9 protein-coding genes are annotated in these 14,476 nt (G+C 43.2%); 7 read left to right on the top strand and 2 right to left on the bottom strand.

Going from position 1 to position 14,476, the window contains the following annotated elements:
- The first annotated feature begins 410 nt into the window (after positions 1-410).
- The 5 genes from IGI72_RS03060 (at position 411) to IGI72_RS03080 (ending at position 9,291) form a co-directional block, all read left to right on the top strand.
- A complete protein-coding gene (locus IGI72_RS03060; protein ID WP_438753070.1) occupies positions 411-5,147 on the top strand; it encodes a pectate lyase-like adhesive domain-containing protein in 4,737 nt (1,578 codons plus the stop codon).
- A gap of 119 nt (positions 5,148-5,266) precedes the next feature.
- Positions 5,267-6,685, top strand: a complete 1,419-nt coding sequence (locus tag IGI72_RS03065; protein WP_438753073.1) for an HTH domain-containing protein — start codon at positions 5,267-5,269, stop codon at positions 6,683-6,685.
- 76 nt (positions 6,686-6,761) lie between these two features.
- Entirely contained in the window at positions 6,762-7,241 is a 480-nt protein-coding gene (gene lepB, locus IGI72_RS03070; protein WP_015509011.1) for a signal peptidase I, read from the top strand.
- 74 nt (positions 7,242-7,315) lie between these two features.
- A complete protein-coding gene (locus tag IGI72_RS03075; RefSeq protein WP_325836492.1) occupies positions 7,316-8,080 on the top strand; it encodes a hypothetical protein in 765 nt (254 codons plus the stop codon).
- A gap of 47 nt (positions 8,081-8,127) precedes the next feature.
- Positions 8,128-9,291, top strand: a complete 1,164-nt coding sequence (locus IGI72_RS03080; RefSeq protein ID WP_438753078.1) for a hypothetical protein — start codon at positions 8,128-8,130, stop codon at positions 9,289-9,291.
- Between the two features lie 54 nt (positions 9,292-9,345).
- Here the strand turns inward: IGI72_RS03080 and IGI72_RS03085 are convergent, their stop codons facing one another.
- Positions 9,346-9,795 carry a MerR family transcriptional regulator gene (locus IGI72_RS03085; RefSeq protein WP_015509014.1) on the bottom strand — a complete coding sequence of 150 codons (450 nt, stop codon included), beginning with the start codon at positions 9,793-9,795 and terminating at the stop codon, positions 9,346-9,348.
- Positions 9,796-9,884: 89 nt separating this feature from the next.
- On the opposite strand from IGI72_RS03085, the gene IGI72_RS03090 reads away from it, so the two are divergent.
- Positions 9,885-10,934 carry a zinc-dependent alcohol dehydrogenase gene (locus IGI72_RS03090; protein WP_438753081.1) on the top strand — a complete coding sequence of 350 codons (1,050 nt, stop codon included), beginning with the start codon at positions 9,885-9,887 and terminating at the stop codon, positions 10,932-10,934.
- Between the two features lie 428 nt (positions 10,935-11,362).
- On the top strand, positions 11,363-12,841 hold the full coding sequence (locus IGI72_RS03095; protein ID WP_128488272.1) for a helix-turn-helix domain-containing protein: 1,479 nt from the start codon (positions 11,363-11,365) through the stop codon (positions 12,839-12,841).
- 100 nt (positions 12,842-12,941) lie between these two features.
- On the opposite strand, the gene IGI72_RS03100 is transcribed toward IGI72_RS03095, so the two are convergent.
- Positions 12,942-14,435 (bottom strand): helix-turn-helix domain-containing protein, encoded by a 1,494-nt coding sequence (locus IGI72_RS03100; protein ID WP_438753084.1) that lies wholly within the window; start codon positions 14,433-14,435, stop codon positions 12,942-12,944.
- Between the last annotated feature and the right edge of the window lie 41 nt (positions 14,436-14,476).

A 14,476-nucleotide genomic window follows, 5' to 3' on the forward strand; every position in this document is an offset into this window, starting at 1 on the left:
TTAATCGAACTTGTTTTACTTCATGATTACAGACCACGTGACAGCCCCCGATGTTCGGCTGTTCTTCTTTCTAGTGTCTGTCGAGAAGAAATAGCGCTGTCGGTGTTTATTCCTTGCAAAATAAAACATGCAAGTGGAAAAGCTATACATTTTACTACTATTGTTGAAAATGAGCCAATGAACGCACGGTTATCATCTGTAAACAGAACCGGTAAGAAGGCGGAAAGAGAGGAGAGATAGGTCAACTATTGACCTTCTTTCCTTTTGACTTGATTCTTCGACTACAAGACGCAGCGTATGTCAGGAGCCATATAGGGACAATTGATTCATGTGGTTAGTTGCTTTTTTCGAACCTTTTTTCTATTGATTTGTCCATAATATTTGTATTTAAGAAAGTAGAGAATATGTAAATGAAAAAGAAAACACTTAAATTAGTGCTTTCAATCATGATTGGACTGTTCAGTATTCAATTGCTTTTTCCGTCTCTTAAAGCGTTCTTTTTTGAACCACTTCATGCGTGGCAAGGGGGAGAAGACACGTTAGCAGATGAAATTGAGAGGCGTTCTTCTGAAACTGAGCCCAACTTTCAATTTTCAGAAACAATGATCAACGGGATTGTTGGGGAAGAAATCATAATCGATTTGGTAACAGATGAATCTGTCCAAGAAATCATGATTGTGCTACCTTCTGAAGCTAGTATCTCAACGGATGATCTTTCAGAAGGAACCAATGTATTTGAGAAAGAAGAAAACTACTGGCAAATTGTCACAGATAAGGAACAAAACAACTTTACCCTGATACTTCTGTTTGAAAAGGCGGGAACTTATGAACTTCACGATACATCTGAGGGATTATCTGTAGTCATTGAAGAAATGGTTGATGGTCAAGCTGATGTGGCGAATATAGATGCTCTTGATCTAATGCACTCAAGCGAGACCGCAGAGGTTGCGAACTGGCAGGAATTCATTCAAGCAATGACCGATCGAACGATCAATCACATATATCTAACAGAAAGCTTTGAATCTAGTGATAATCCCTCACAAGGTATAAGTGGACTAAGACCCGGATCGTCTACTACGAATCCATCCGCATCCATTTCTTATTTGTGGATAAATGCACAAGACTCCTCTCGAACACTAATTGTCGATGGAAATGGCCACCACATTGATTTTCGTTCTGTCGCATTAGGATTTGATGATGTATCGGTTAACGCTGCATCGCCATGGAACATCACGTTTCAAAATGTGGATATTTACCATGGGAGTGAACTGGGGCCGGTTACCTATACTAATCTGAATCCCACAAATCAATCACAAGCAAGGTTGCGTTACCACAATATGAACAATGTGGGAAATCAACTGTTGTATGGGCTGTCATCAACATTGATTTTATCTGGTAATGTGACGTCAATTCAAACTCCTTCCTATGACCTCGGGAATCGAGTCCAAACGATTTCAGCCGGCACAATACATGCAAATTTTGAAATCAATCAGTTAGAGATTGCTGCTGGTGCAACAGTGGAACTGTCGACGATCAGCTCCGGTAATATTGATTTTCATGGGTCAAATCAGCGGCTAGTAATAGGAGATGGGGCGAAGTTGACCTTGACAGCGAATGGCACTGATGGGGAAGCGCAAGGTGCCAATATTTTGTTTCGATCAGCAGGGGATCTAACGGTTGGCAAAAAAGCTGAACTTCATTTAAATACGCAAAGAAATTCGCCCGCAATTTCGACGATTCTGGGAATTATCAATGAAACCAACATCACTTTGTTAGAGGACAGTACAGTTTCTATTAAGAACGATGGTCGTACGACTTTCGGTGCAGGAGATGGTCAGAATATTATTATGATGCCTTGGGGTGGGGGAACCATCGACTTAGGCGCACGCAGTACCCTTAAAATTGACGCAACCAATCAAGGGATTTCCGATAGTGATGTGATTCACTTTTGGCGAGGTGGAACAATTAATGTAGGGAAAGACGCTACATTAGATATTCGCTCCGATAGTACTTCTCCGACACAATACTTGATTGGTTCGACAAATGCCTTGGCGACTGATCCGCTTAATATTCATTTTTCAGATGCCAAAAAAGTCAATTTGCAACGAACGAGATCACTTACAAGTATCTTGCCAACGACTGGGCTTATCAATGCCCCGTTTCTCAATAGCATTCGATTGACTACTGACGCTCAATCGATTCAGCAGTGGAATCATAGCAATCTAGAAGAGCAGGCTACTCACAATTGGCAGTCGATTTTCGATTTGGGTATCACCTATTATTTTACGACCCCAACGATTACCAGTGTCTCTTCTATCTCTGAGGAGATAAGGAATCATTTCAGAAGCAATTTCACTACTCGATCTCAGCGAATACTCTTTGAAGCAATTTCAGATGTTGACTTAACGATCAACGCCCTTACTAGTGATCCCACGAAAGAAAATTCCTATCGGATTACGGGAACGGCAAGTCCGTATAGTTTGATTCGTTTTTCAGGCGATCCTGTGATTCCAGAAGGCAATATTGATGCCCCGCCTACAAGCGGTGAATCGGATTTTTATGTTCGAAACGAGAAGTTTCATGTGCAAGCAGATAAGGATGGAAAGTATTCCTATGAGTTGCCGGAAGGGGAGCATTTTACGCCACACAGGCGAGTTTCTGCTTATGCGTTTTTGAATGGGAAATCGAATCGAGCCAAAACAACGGTAGAAGGTGACGAAGCGGATCGAGACCTAGGGAATATTGATTTGTTAGAAGGTGATGTTAGGAAACAAGATGTTTCCAATTGGCAGGAGTTTGTAAATGCTATCGTTAATCCAGAGATTAATTTTATAAATATTATAGCTGACTTTGAATCTTCTGATAATCCTTCAGCAGGGATTGAGGGTCTTGATCCTAATTGGTCGCCAACGACGAATCCCAATAGCGCTGGTGTAGTATCGTACATCAAAATCAATGCGCCAAGAATCTCTAGAACGTTAATTATCGAGGGAAATTGGCATCAAGTTGATTTTCGAGCTGTAAATATTGGATTTATGGATCCTACTGTAGATCCCAATAGTCCCTGGGACATTACACTTCAGAATATTGAGACCTATCATGGACATTGGTACGGGCCTATATCAGTTAATTCAGTATCAGATACAGAAAATCAACAACAATCAACGATGCGTTACCATAATGTGGAAAGTGTCGGTGCTACATTATTGTATTCGATTCATGCCACCGCCATTCTATCCGGTCATGTTTCTAATTATCAAATTCCAACTTATCGATCTGACTTTAAAGTACAAACGATTGGTCTGAACGATCAAACTAATTTTGAAACCCGTCGATTTGAACTCTTAGAAGAGGCAGAAGTTGAACTCTCGAGTATTAATGCAGGAAATCTATACTCCCATGTGTTAAATTCACAAATCGTTCTTGGTGAAAAATCAACGTTGACACTTAATGCCAATGGAGCTGATGGAAAAGCCTATGGGTCGAATATTTACTTCTCTGCTGATAACGGGAACATAAATATAGGAGAACATGCGACTCTTAACATAGAGACGCAGCAAAGCAATCCTGCCATGTCAGCATCGATTACACATCTTCAAGGGTATCAGCTTAACCTTGAGAAAGATAGCACGGTGACTATTACGAGTGCAGGACGCGTGTCTGGAGGAAATGGACAGGCGCGCAACACGATGTTTTTCCCTGGCAATAGTCAGATAAATCTTAATGAGCGGAGTACGTTAAAGATTGAAGCTATTGATCAAGGAAATGCAGATACCGACATTATTCATTTTAACTCGCAAACGGTAATTATGGAGGCGGAAATCAATGTTCGAAAAGATGCCGTTTTAGACATTCAATCTGATAGCACTTCGGCAGATCATCGCTTAATTGGATGGACCGGGAGTGGAACAAATGTACGGTTTAACATTGACCAAGCGAAACGAGTTAATTTAGAAAAAACAAGTCCGGTCTCATCTGGGAGCTTGTTGAATATGCACGCTCCGAGTGCATTGATTGTCACTTCCCAATCTGTCCGCCAATGGCGCTATCAAAACACGAGTGAAGACGCGCCTGATTTTTATTGGACACCAATTTATCAAGCGCAGGTGAATTATACGAGTTTAATCCATAACGTTCATAATGTTGTTTCTATGGATCAAGCGACCAACACGCACTTTTCGAGTAATTTTAGCTCGAATACGCAACGTTTGCTTTTCGGTACATTGAATGATTATGAAGTGGAAGTGCGTATCCATCAACTATCGGATGACCCCACCCAAGAGAATTCTAGGGTGATTACCGGAGAGGCATCTCCTCTTAGTTATATCCGCTTTGATCGGGATATGGGACATCTGCCAGCTCCTGATATCGAAGTTGTAACAGGAACAAATGAACAAGAGTATTTTCACGTCCAAACGGATGAAAGTGGTTGGTACCGTTACGAATTACCTGAAAGTGATCGCTTTATTCGCAATGAAATCGTAGCTGCTTATGCTTTCTTGAACGGTAGTCGAGCGAGTGATGCGACTCTGGTTTTATCTGGTGGAGCTGTTTCCCCGAAAGATCCACTTGCTCCTGATCAAGAAGTCGATCCAGAAAATCCGCCTCAACTTCCTGAAAATCAAGGCTTTTTTAGTATCGATTTTATTTCACAATTCGATTTTGGACAAGTTCCTATTCGTTCGAGTGAGACTCGATACCCAGCGAATCCTCAACGTTTACTCAATGCGTCAGAAGATTCTTTGGAAGGATTACGACCAAATTATGTTCAGATTTCCGATCGTCGTAATACGTTCACTGGATGGCGCTTGACGGCAAGATTGGGAGATTCCGGATTTGTGAGCGAGGATGATACTCATCGTTTAAGAGGTGCTAGCGTACATTTGGAAAATATTGAAATGGTGACAGCTCAAAACCTCGCAGAAGAAAATTATCCTGAATATGAGTCATTCATAGAATTACCTGCGGGTCAGACAGTACTTTTGGCAACAGCCGCTAAAGGTAGTGGAGATGGTACTTGGATTCAACGATATGGAAATAGTGAGACCAAAGCGGAAAGTGTCTATTTACATATTCCGATAGGTGCGACACCGCAAGCAATGAATTATCAAGCAAAGATCCACTGGGAACTAAGTGTTGTCCCGTAAATAGAATAGATATTAGCTTGTCAAAGCAAAAACAGGAGTATGTTCAATAAAAATCAAGCAGAAGCTGCTGAAAATCGTCTGCAGCTTCTCTTCTTTCAGATGTATGAGGAGGTGAAACGATGAGAAACAAGCCGTCTTTATTGATGAACAGTTTATTTTCAATGACGCGCAAACGGCAGCTGACGATTTTACGGCAGTTGGAATGTTACGGTCATTTAAGTGGGCAGCAGCTGGCACAAGCGTGCGGTGCTTCACGGCGGACGATTATTTCAGACATTGAGGAACTACGTCAACGGTTTGGGGCTTCGACGATCCTCGCATCTGCCAGCAATGGCTATGAATTGGTGATCCAAGAATTGGCAGAGTATCAGGAAAAAAAGCGAGCATTGTTGGCGGATGACCCAAATCTGTTGTTTCTGCATTTCTTGTGTCAGCAAGAAACGGCGATACCTGAAAAACTGGCTGCCATCACCGGGTTAGGCAATCAAACCTTTTTGAAACAATGCCGCCAGCTTCAGACCTTGTTCGCTGCTTATGAGCTGACTTTGAATAAAAAGCAGTGGTGCCTAGAAGGGGCAGAAGGAAATATACGGTATTTTTATAAAGCCTTTTATTTTGAGGAAGAGGAACAGCCCCACCAACTCTTTGAGCAGCTGGCTGAGACGTTGACACTGCGGTATCGTCCGTCCTTGCCGATCGATCCAGTGGTTTCGCTACAGTGGATGAAGGTCTTTCTTTTGCGGGCGCAACAAGGTGGGCGCTTGGAGGAAAATTGGGAAATGGCTGACTTTTGTCGGTTGTTTCTAGAAAAAACGGGCTTTGTCATCGAAGGCTTAAAGGTCTGCAGGTCCTTGTCGCAGCAAGAACGGTGTGTCCTATTGTTTTTGATGATGGCAGATGAAGGGGTACTTTCGTTTTTATTGAAACATCCGTGGGTCGAAGAAACGGTGCCGTTTGATCCAATCGATAGCTTGCGAGAGACGTTTCCTAAGCAAGCAGAGACATTGAGAGAAGATCGCGTGTTCGTGCAAGTGACGTTAGCAGTCATGTTATTGGATCGACTCTTCCATGTGCCACCTCCTTTACAGCGGGATCGTCAAAAGCCAGCAGTGTCTGGTATTGGAAAGTCTACGACACTTTCTAGCGCTGCTTCTCACTATTTGGTGACATTGGGGGAGACGTATTTAAACAAGCAGCAGTTAAAAAACAAACAGCTGATGATCACCTATCACTTGAGTGGAAATGAGAAAATCAAAGGCTGGATCAAGCAACGTCTGAGGGATTGGCTGGTTGCACAAGGAGTAGATGTCGTCGTCGAGGCTACGAGTGAGCTGTCGATTTTCACCGCCCGCCAGGTGTTGGTCACCGATCAACCGCTCTTTTTACTGGAATTGGAACAGCCCATCTATCGATTGGAACGACCGATTGAGCCAAATTCCATCGAACGCCTCGGCAAGGCAATTTTAGCCGATTTTCTTGGTTCTTGTGAAGGCGCTGTTCCTAGTGAAGAGCTTCCAGCAGCGTCTGCTGTTCGCTAAAAGCGGTAGAGTCAACGGTGTAATCAGTCAAAGGCTACGTACGACGTAAAATTATGGTAGAGGAGCAACAGGTATCATGGGTCGATTCCAAAAGCAATGGGCACTTCGTGTGTTGGGAATAGGTTGTCTGCTACTGCTGCTGTTCTTTTTCTTTTCAAACTACAAAATTGCTCGGGTCAGCGGTGAGTCGATGGTCCCCATCATTCAAAACAACGAGTTAGTCCTTATTCAAAAGAATCAGCTGCCCCATCGCTATGATCTCGTGGCTTTTGAACATGAAGGGCGGCTGATCGTAAAACGAGTGATCGGTGTTCCTGGCGATTCTTATGCTCGCAGTGGCAATCGCTTGCTATTGGGTGCCTCGGGTTCCTATTATGATTTTTCCTATACCTTTACGCTGACGCAAGAAACGGCGAGGGAACTGCCAATCGGAGGCATCTTGCAACCAGGTGAGTATTTCGTCGTCGGGGATGCGATCATGCACTCGATCGATAGTCGTGAATTTGGGATGGTGACGAGCGAGGCGCTTCGCGGGATCGTCTTGAATTTATTTTAAGGGTTCAACGAGGTCAGTCAGCGTGTCGGACTGAAAATCGAGGCTTATTTAGAGACCGAAAGCTGGAAAGGGGGATGTCCGTGAAGATGGTTTATGGCAGTATACTGTTGCTTTGTTTTGTGGCGATCGGGGTACTTGCTCAACGGGGATACCTCGAAATCTTTGTTCGAAGGCTTGAGCGGCAAACAAACATGACGGAGTTGGAAAAAAGAAAACTGGCTTTTTTTAAGCATAAGATTCGTAATGAACATCCGTTAGCGTTGCTGATGGTCAGTGGTCTGTTTCTTTTAAGTCTGCTGCTTTTTACCTTTCCCCATTTTTCCTTACAGACGCAAGTTCGTAGGATTGAAAAGGAAAGCCAGCAGCTGAAACAGGAAATCTTACATTTACAAAAAGAACAGATGGAAGGGATGCAACAATCGTTATCGGTGTACCCGTCTGCGGGGCTCCCTTTTGAAAGCCTTGCTTGGCAGACGCTGCTGATGGCGGATGATCGAGAAGCACGTTTTCAGCTAGAAGAAGAATTTGGGGCGCAAGTGACGCCCTTTTTAGGACCGACAGTCGTGCTGATCCATATTGATCAACCGCTGCAAGAAATCACCTTAACGAGTGCCAGTCATTTGCACTCGGTTGCCGATTTTTCCACTTGGGAGGCCAACTTGGAACGAATCATCGATGATCTATCACAGGCACAAGGCGTGCAACGGTGCCATTTCGTTTTACAAGTAGCAGATACGCCCGATACGTCATTTGAACAAACGATCGTCCGCGATGCCCAGGGACAGTGGCAAGTACTCAACCGAAAAGAGCTTGCTCAAGCTTCAGACACGGGCGCTTAGAAAGAAACAATCAAAAGAGTTATTGATGAAAGGGAGGGATTCATGGGATGAGTAAGAAGAAGGGGCGTGGGTGGTTTTCTGCTCAGACGCTATTCGATGAAATGAACCAAGTATCATTGAAAGAATTAAAAGGATTTGAAGAAACGTATGAGAAAGAAAACGGATCTGCTGAGGCAGCTGTTGCCAGTGGACCAGCCAAAGAAACGATCGCCGATTCCTCAAAAAAGAAGGCTACGAGTAACGATCAAGGGCTAACGGATACCAGTAGTAAACCCCAAAAAGGCAAAAAGCTGGGGCAACGAAGCGGGCAGGCGCTGGCACCGTCTCCCTCCGCACAAGCAGGGCTAGAGGAACGATCGGCGCCAGAAGGATCGCCTAAGCACTCTGCGCAATCCTGGTCGTCAGAAACGGGCATGCCACATCCGACAAGCAGTAAAGGGAAGAAAAAGCGCAAAAGCACCAAAAAGCGCAATGACACCGTCAATGCGCCCTTACATGGCTATCAAGAAAAACGCTCCTTTGAAGAGTTTAGCGCAGAAGCCAACAAGGAGCAGTTGGAGCTGGCGCCTGAACTACCAGCAGATATGAGCTTTGAACAAACCCATCAAGAGTTAGCATTGGCACGTACGAGAATCACCGAACTTGAAAAACGGCTCCATGCAGAAGCCTTGCATCGCTCACAATCGGATATCCAGCAAGTGAAAGAAAAAGCGATTTTTGAACGCTTGGATTGGGCGAGAGAAAAACAATGGTATGAAAGCAAAGCCCAAGAACAAAAACAGCTGCTGCTCCAAAAAGAAGAAGTCATCACAAATCTGGCGAACCAACTCGCTGAAAAAGAAGCACAGCTGGAGGAGCAGGCTCGAGGCGTTCAGGAAGAAGAAGCCGCTGCGCTTCGCAAAACAGTCAATGAGCTGCAAAAAGAAAACCAAGAGTTACAAAAAGAAAATCAGCAGTTTCAAGCGGAAATGCGGGATATTTTGCTATTTGCTAGAAAGAAAGCAGATCGAACGCTTGAAGAAGCGCAGGTTGAAGCAGAACGGATGATCTACAACGCTGAAATGCGCTTGAATATCGCTCATCGTACGGCAAAAGAGATCCTTGATGAAGTGAGCGATACGAAAGAAAACATGAATACCCTCTTTGATTATTTGTATGAACAAGTCTATTCACTAGCAGACAAGCAAGTATTTGAAAAGTACCAAGAGTAGGTTTGCTTCGGGTCACTAGAAGCAGGCAGATAGTCCTGTGAACGATACATAACGTTAGCGATCTTCGCTTTGGGCGGTGAGCGCTTGAAACTTCTCTTTGTTTCTCAATGACATTTTGATTGGGAAATGGATTTGTTCTGTACCGGCTGCGATCGCTGATTCATAATACCAGCACTTATGGTCGATCAACGCCATCGATTGCTGCAAAGCGTCTATCTGCGCTTGCAGCGCTTTTTTTTGTTCAAGAAACATTTTATGGCGTTCTTGCAGCGAGTCATCACCAAGGCGTGTCAATTGTGCATAATCTTTGATCTCTTTAATGGTCATGCCTGTTTCCTTCAGACATTCGATCAATTCGAGCATCTCAATTTCGGTATCTGAAAACAAACGGTAGCCAGATTCTTTGCGCGCCAACGTCGGCAAAAGGCCTTCTTTGTCATAATAGCGGATGGTTGACGTAGGGATATTTAAGGCTTTCGCAACTTGGGATATTGTATAGGTCATTTTTTTCACTCCTTAACATTGACTTTGAAGTTAACTTTAATGTTAGTATGACAGTAAGCAAAGGAAAAAGCAATGAGGAGGAAACAGAAATGACAGAAAAAACCATGAAAGCTGCTGTATTAAAAGGACCAGAAACGATCGAGGTCAAAGAAGTCCCTGTGCCGAAAGTGGAAGAAGGACTGATCGAGATCCAAGTTTCAGCGTGCGGCGTCTGCGGCAGTGACGTGCATATGTGGCAAGCAGGGAAAGGTTGGGGCAAAACAGGGGAGTCCGATTTTATCATGGGTCACGAATTTTGCGGTGTCGTGACGGATGCAGGCGATAGTTCCTTTAAAATCGGCGATCGCGTCGCTTTTTGGGCAAATCTTTATTGTGGGAAATGTGATATGTGCCAAAAAGGGCAAGAGCATTTGTGTCGGGAAGTAAATGGCACCAATTATATCGGCTTTGTCTGCAATGGCGCCTATGCCGAACGGTTTGTCGGAAAAGCGTCCAATGCTTATAAATTGCCAGATACAGTTTCAGATACAGCGGCTAGCTTGATTGATCCTTTGATGGTTGCCTATCATGCCGTCCGCAAATCCAACATCAAGTTAAATGACAAAGTCTTGGTTTCTGGAAGTGGGATCATTGGGCAATTGATTGGCGAATTGGCCAAAAAAGCTGGGGCTTCTTATGTGGCCATGTCCAAAATCAACGATACAAAAATAGAGAAAGCCAAGGAAGTGGGAATCTTTGACGATTACTTTGACGCCAAGGATCCAAACCGTGGGGAAGTATTGAAAGACGCGTCTGCTGGTGGGTTCGATTTGATTTTTGAAGCAGTCGGTTCCAGCAGTTCCTTAGCGACGTGCATTGAGGCTGCTCGTCCTGGTGCAACGATCGTGGCGATCGGAAATTCCGTTGCTCCCGAAATTCCTTTTTCATTAAATCGGTTGGTCTTGCAAGAAATCAAGCTCATCGTCAGTGTTTCATGCACCCGCCAAGAGTTTGAAGAAACGATCGACTTGATTGCTAGTGGCATGATCGATCCCACAAAATATATCACGGAAGAATACCCATTGGAAAAACTGCAAGAGGTGCTAGAACGCCAAATGTTAGAAGATGATCCATTGGTCAAAGCGGTTGTGACGTTTTAACTTGGAGCCAGAGAAGAATATCAAATGAAAATCGGGCACCGAGTATTGAACAAACATAGAATGATAGCTGATTCTGCTTAACATCTACGAGGTGTTAAGCTTTTTTATTTGAATCTGTAATAGAAAATCTGCTGCGCACAGGCAAAAGGTTGTAGGTGTACATGGAGGTCAGCACTTTTCTTATTTGTCGCGTGTCGCAGTGCCATCATTTGATCCAGGAAAAGAATGGTGCTTGTCTTGCTACGGATTGAAAGAAAGCCCGCAGCAAGTTCAAAAAAGCGAAAGCGAACTTTTCTAACAATGGATGTTTCGTGCCACATCTTATGTTTTCAGAAAGAAGTTCATTTGACGTAGCGAAGAAAGGGGTTTCTGTTGTATGGTAGAATGAATAGAGCCAAGTCAGAAAAGGAAATGAGTGAAGAGATGGCATGAGGGAACTTCAGATGTCTTTTATTACAAGCCCGAGTACAAAGCGTTGGATGCAAATATTAACGATTATTGAACGAGAACAAGTTTTTAAAGTTGGGGTTCTTTCTGAGCGATTGGCTATTTCTCAGCGGACATTGGTGAAAGACATACGCTTGATCAAAGAGCATTTTGGCGAATGCATTGAATTGGTATCAAGCAATAGCGGATTTCATTTCGAAGAACGAAATCGTGTTCTTTTTAAAGAAAAAAAAGAGCAGCTATTAAATCAGGAAATTTTATTTGAGATCATTGGGAATATTTTTTATGGAGAAGTAGTTGATCTGAATGAATTGGCCTATCGATACAATTATGCGGAAACAACTTTACGGCGGTTTATTGCACGTGTGCAACCAGCCTTAAAAGAGTATGGACTTTCTCTAAGTTTCACACCGGTTACTTTGGTAGGCGATGAAGCAAGTATTCGTAAATTCTTTTTTGATTTTTACTATGTAGGTGAGCCTACCCCTTATACGATCAGACCACCAGAAGGTCTGCATCATATGATTCTCAAGGGACTTTCTGATAAATTGGGAAAATATGAAGTAGGGACTGGTTTGACGATCTCAGCTTTTTATTCGTTGCTGTATATAACGATTGTACGGGCGCAAAAAGAGCACTATGTTTCGATTCCTGAATGGGCAAAAGAGCTTGTCTATCAAGAAAATGATTTTAAATTGCTTGAGATTCTAAAAGAAGTTATTTTCAAAGAGTATGGGGTATCTTTACCCAAAGAAGAACTTGCTTGGCTTCACTACATGATTATATGTACGCGAACAATCAATCAATACGATCGAGAAAAAACTTTTCTAGCTCGATTTAATTTCTGGCCAGAAGTAAAGCCAATCGCAAAAGCATATTTTGCTGGTGCGGAATTTAAGGGCTGGGATCAGTCACTGCTAGAAGATTATTTAACCTCCTTTCTGGTGTCTAGAAAACTCAATGAAGTGATTTGTCCATCTTTGAACAAGCGACAAGCTGAAGAAGTCACCTCAATAAAAACATACCATCAAGAGTCCTACTACAAAAATAAAGCATTTTTGGAAAAGTACAAAGAAGAGTTAGCTTTTGCAACAGAATTTATGGAAGATATTGCTATCAGTTTTACAACGGTAAGTGACTTACTGCTCGACTATTATCAACCAAAAAAAAATATTTTATTTCTTATAGAAGGAGACTCAATGGTCGTTCAAATGATTCGACTACAAGCAATTCGGCTCTTTGCAAACAAGTATCAAGTCATTTTTCTTTCATTGCACGAATTAACAGAAGAACGATTAAAAGCGGACCAGAAGGTTTTGATCGTCACAAATTATCGCCCCTATGTCCTGGATTATGGTTTGACGGATGATTATATCTTGTTAAGTAGCATACCAACGAAGAAAGACTGGGAGCGAGTGATTTATCGATTACATCCTCAAACTAAAAAGTGCCCTCTGTGAAGTGATCCAAGTGAAGCAATAGGGAATGGGAAGTTAGAGAGTATTTTTAAGAATAGATTGGCCGCTCTTGTCATTCAGCCAAGTGCGGGTTTTTTATCCTTTATTTATCTAACGTTTCAATCGCCTGATGAATCGCTAGCAAATCAGGGACGGTGATTTGCGCATTGATCAACAGGACGGGTCCTTTTTCAAAGGTTTCAGACAATGGAGTGGTGCTTAGACAGAGATCGTAGTCGTCGTCGACAAACTGATCACGAATATCAAGGTTGTAGAACCCTTGAAATGGCGCTTTGATCAGTTCTCTGATGGTCAGTGAAATCGCCAGCGGCAAGTCTGTTTCCAGTTTGATCTTGATTTTTTGCTGAAAATCAGCTGGCGGCAAAATCAACGTCCACGCCGTAGCGACATAAAGAGAAAAGCCACTGCGTTTCAGCGGATCTGCTTGGTAGAACGAAGTTTTCGTCACTAGCTTTTCGGCTTGCTTTTGTAAATCAGGAAAATGTTCGGTTAAAAACTGTGCAGTATTATAGCCAGCTAATGTATGGTCGACTGGCCCAAACAATTCGATCGTTAAAAGCCCATTCAAGAGGGTATTCACGATCCTACTTTTGCAAGGACGGGTCAACTTGGATTTTGGTGCGAAAGCGGTCATCGACAAGAGCAGTTTTTGGATGCTGGTCGTTGGTTTTTTTTGGGAAAACGCAGCGTCCAGTTGCGCAGCGGCAAACGTTCGATCGAGATTGGATGCCAGCCATAGAAAACAAAAGCGGCATTCATTTGCATCAAGAAAGAAGTGTTCCGCTAGTTCTGACGATAAATGGCTGTAAATAGCGGTCTCTTCATCAATCAGAGGGTGAAAAAGGGAAAGATCTGACCCAATCAAGGGCGGTTTGATCGCCACTGCTTCTGGCGAAATCCGTTGTCCTTTGCGAAACCGCAAAATAGTGACGGCCAGAATGTACGTGGTCATTTTCAATTCGATCGGGTTAAAGGGAATCTGGTTGTTTTGATAAAAGTCTTGAGCGATGGTTTCACATTTTTTCTGGGAAAGACCAGTAAAGGGCCAATGCAGACCAGCAAATGTTCGCCAAAAGAAGACCATCATAAAGTAGCGGATACGGGCTTCACTGCCTACGAGTCGAACCGTCCCTTTTTGCTTTTGCAGCTGAAATCCCAATGGAGCAAGCAGTTTTTGCAACGCATAGATTCGTTTGCGAACGGTTGATTCGGAGAAGTAATGATCAGCGGCGAATTGGATCAAATTGATCTCATTTTGCAGCAAAAGAGTTTCCAGCAAATAAAAAAAGGGATTCGCTTCCAGCAACTGCCGACTCAATCGCTTGTAGTCTCGCTTGGTTCCAATAAATGATAACCCCAAGCCGTGTTTGGCAACCAAAAGCGGTGAGGGATCGTCTTGCAAGGAAAGCGAGCGTTTGCTTAAAGTGTCGAAGCTTTTTTGGATGGAGCGGCGATCCAAAGCCAACGCTTGACTGATCTCTTCAATGGGAACAAAACGTTTTTGAAGATACAAAAACCGCAGCAAGTCGATATCTCTCTTGAGGGTGTGTCCAAAAAATGGATAAAAGCGTTCCATAATCCAAGCTCCGTTCTAAAGGTTTCTCTATGTACTCGATT

Origin of the sequence: Enterococcus sp. DIV1059_2 (assembly GCF_051713685.1) — a bacterium.
Taxonomy (GTDB): domain Bacteria; phylum Bacillota; class Bacilli; order Lactobacillales; family Enterococcaceae; genus Enterococcus_D; species Enterococcus_D casseliflavus.

Coding starts and splice junctions, on each gene's coding strand:
- IGI72_RS03060 (WP_438753070.1), top strand. CDS start 411: ATGAAAAAGAAAACACTTAAATTAGTGCTTTCAATCATGATTGGACTG.
- IGI72_RS03065 (WP_438753073.1), top strand. CDS start 5,267: ATGAGAAACAAGCCGTCTTTATTGATGAACAGTTTATTTTCAATGACG.
- lepB (WP_015509011.1), top strand. CDS start 6,762: ATGGGTCGATTCCAAAAGCAATGGGCACTTCGTGTGTTGGGAATAGGT.
- IGI72_RS03075 (WP_325836492.1), top strand. CDS start 7,316: ATGTCCGTGAAGATGGTTTATGGCAGTATACTGTTGCTTTGTTTTGTG.
- IGI72_RS03080 (WP_438753078.1), top strand. CDS start 8,128: ATGAGTAAGAAGAAGGGGCGTGGGTGGTTTTCTGCTCAGACGCTATTC.
- IGI72_RS03085 (WP_015509014.1), bottom strand. CDS start 9,795: ATGACCTATACAATATCCCAAGTTGCGAAAGCCTTAAATATCCCTACG.
- IGI72_RS03090 (WP_438753081.1), top strand. CDS start 9,885: ATGACAGAAAAAACCATGAAAGCTGCTGTATTAAAAGGACCAGAAACG.
- IGI72_RS03095 (WP_128488272.1), top strand. CDS start 11,363: ATGAGGGAACTTCAGATGTCTTTTATTACAAGCCCGAGTACAAAGCGT.
- IGI72_RS03100 (WP_438753084.1), bottom strand. CDS start 14,435: ATGGAACGCTTTTATCCATTTTTTGGACACACCCTCAAGAGAGATATC.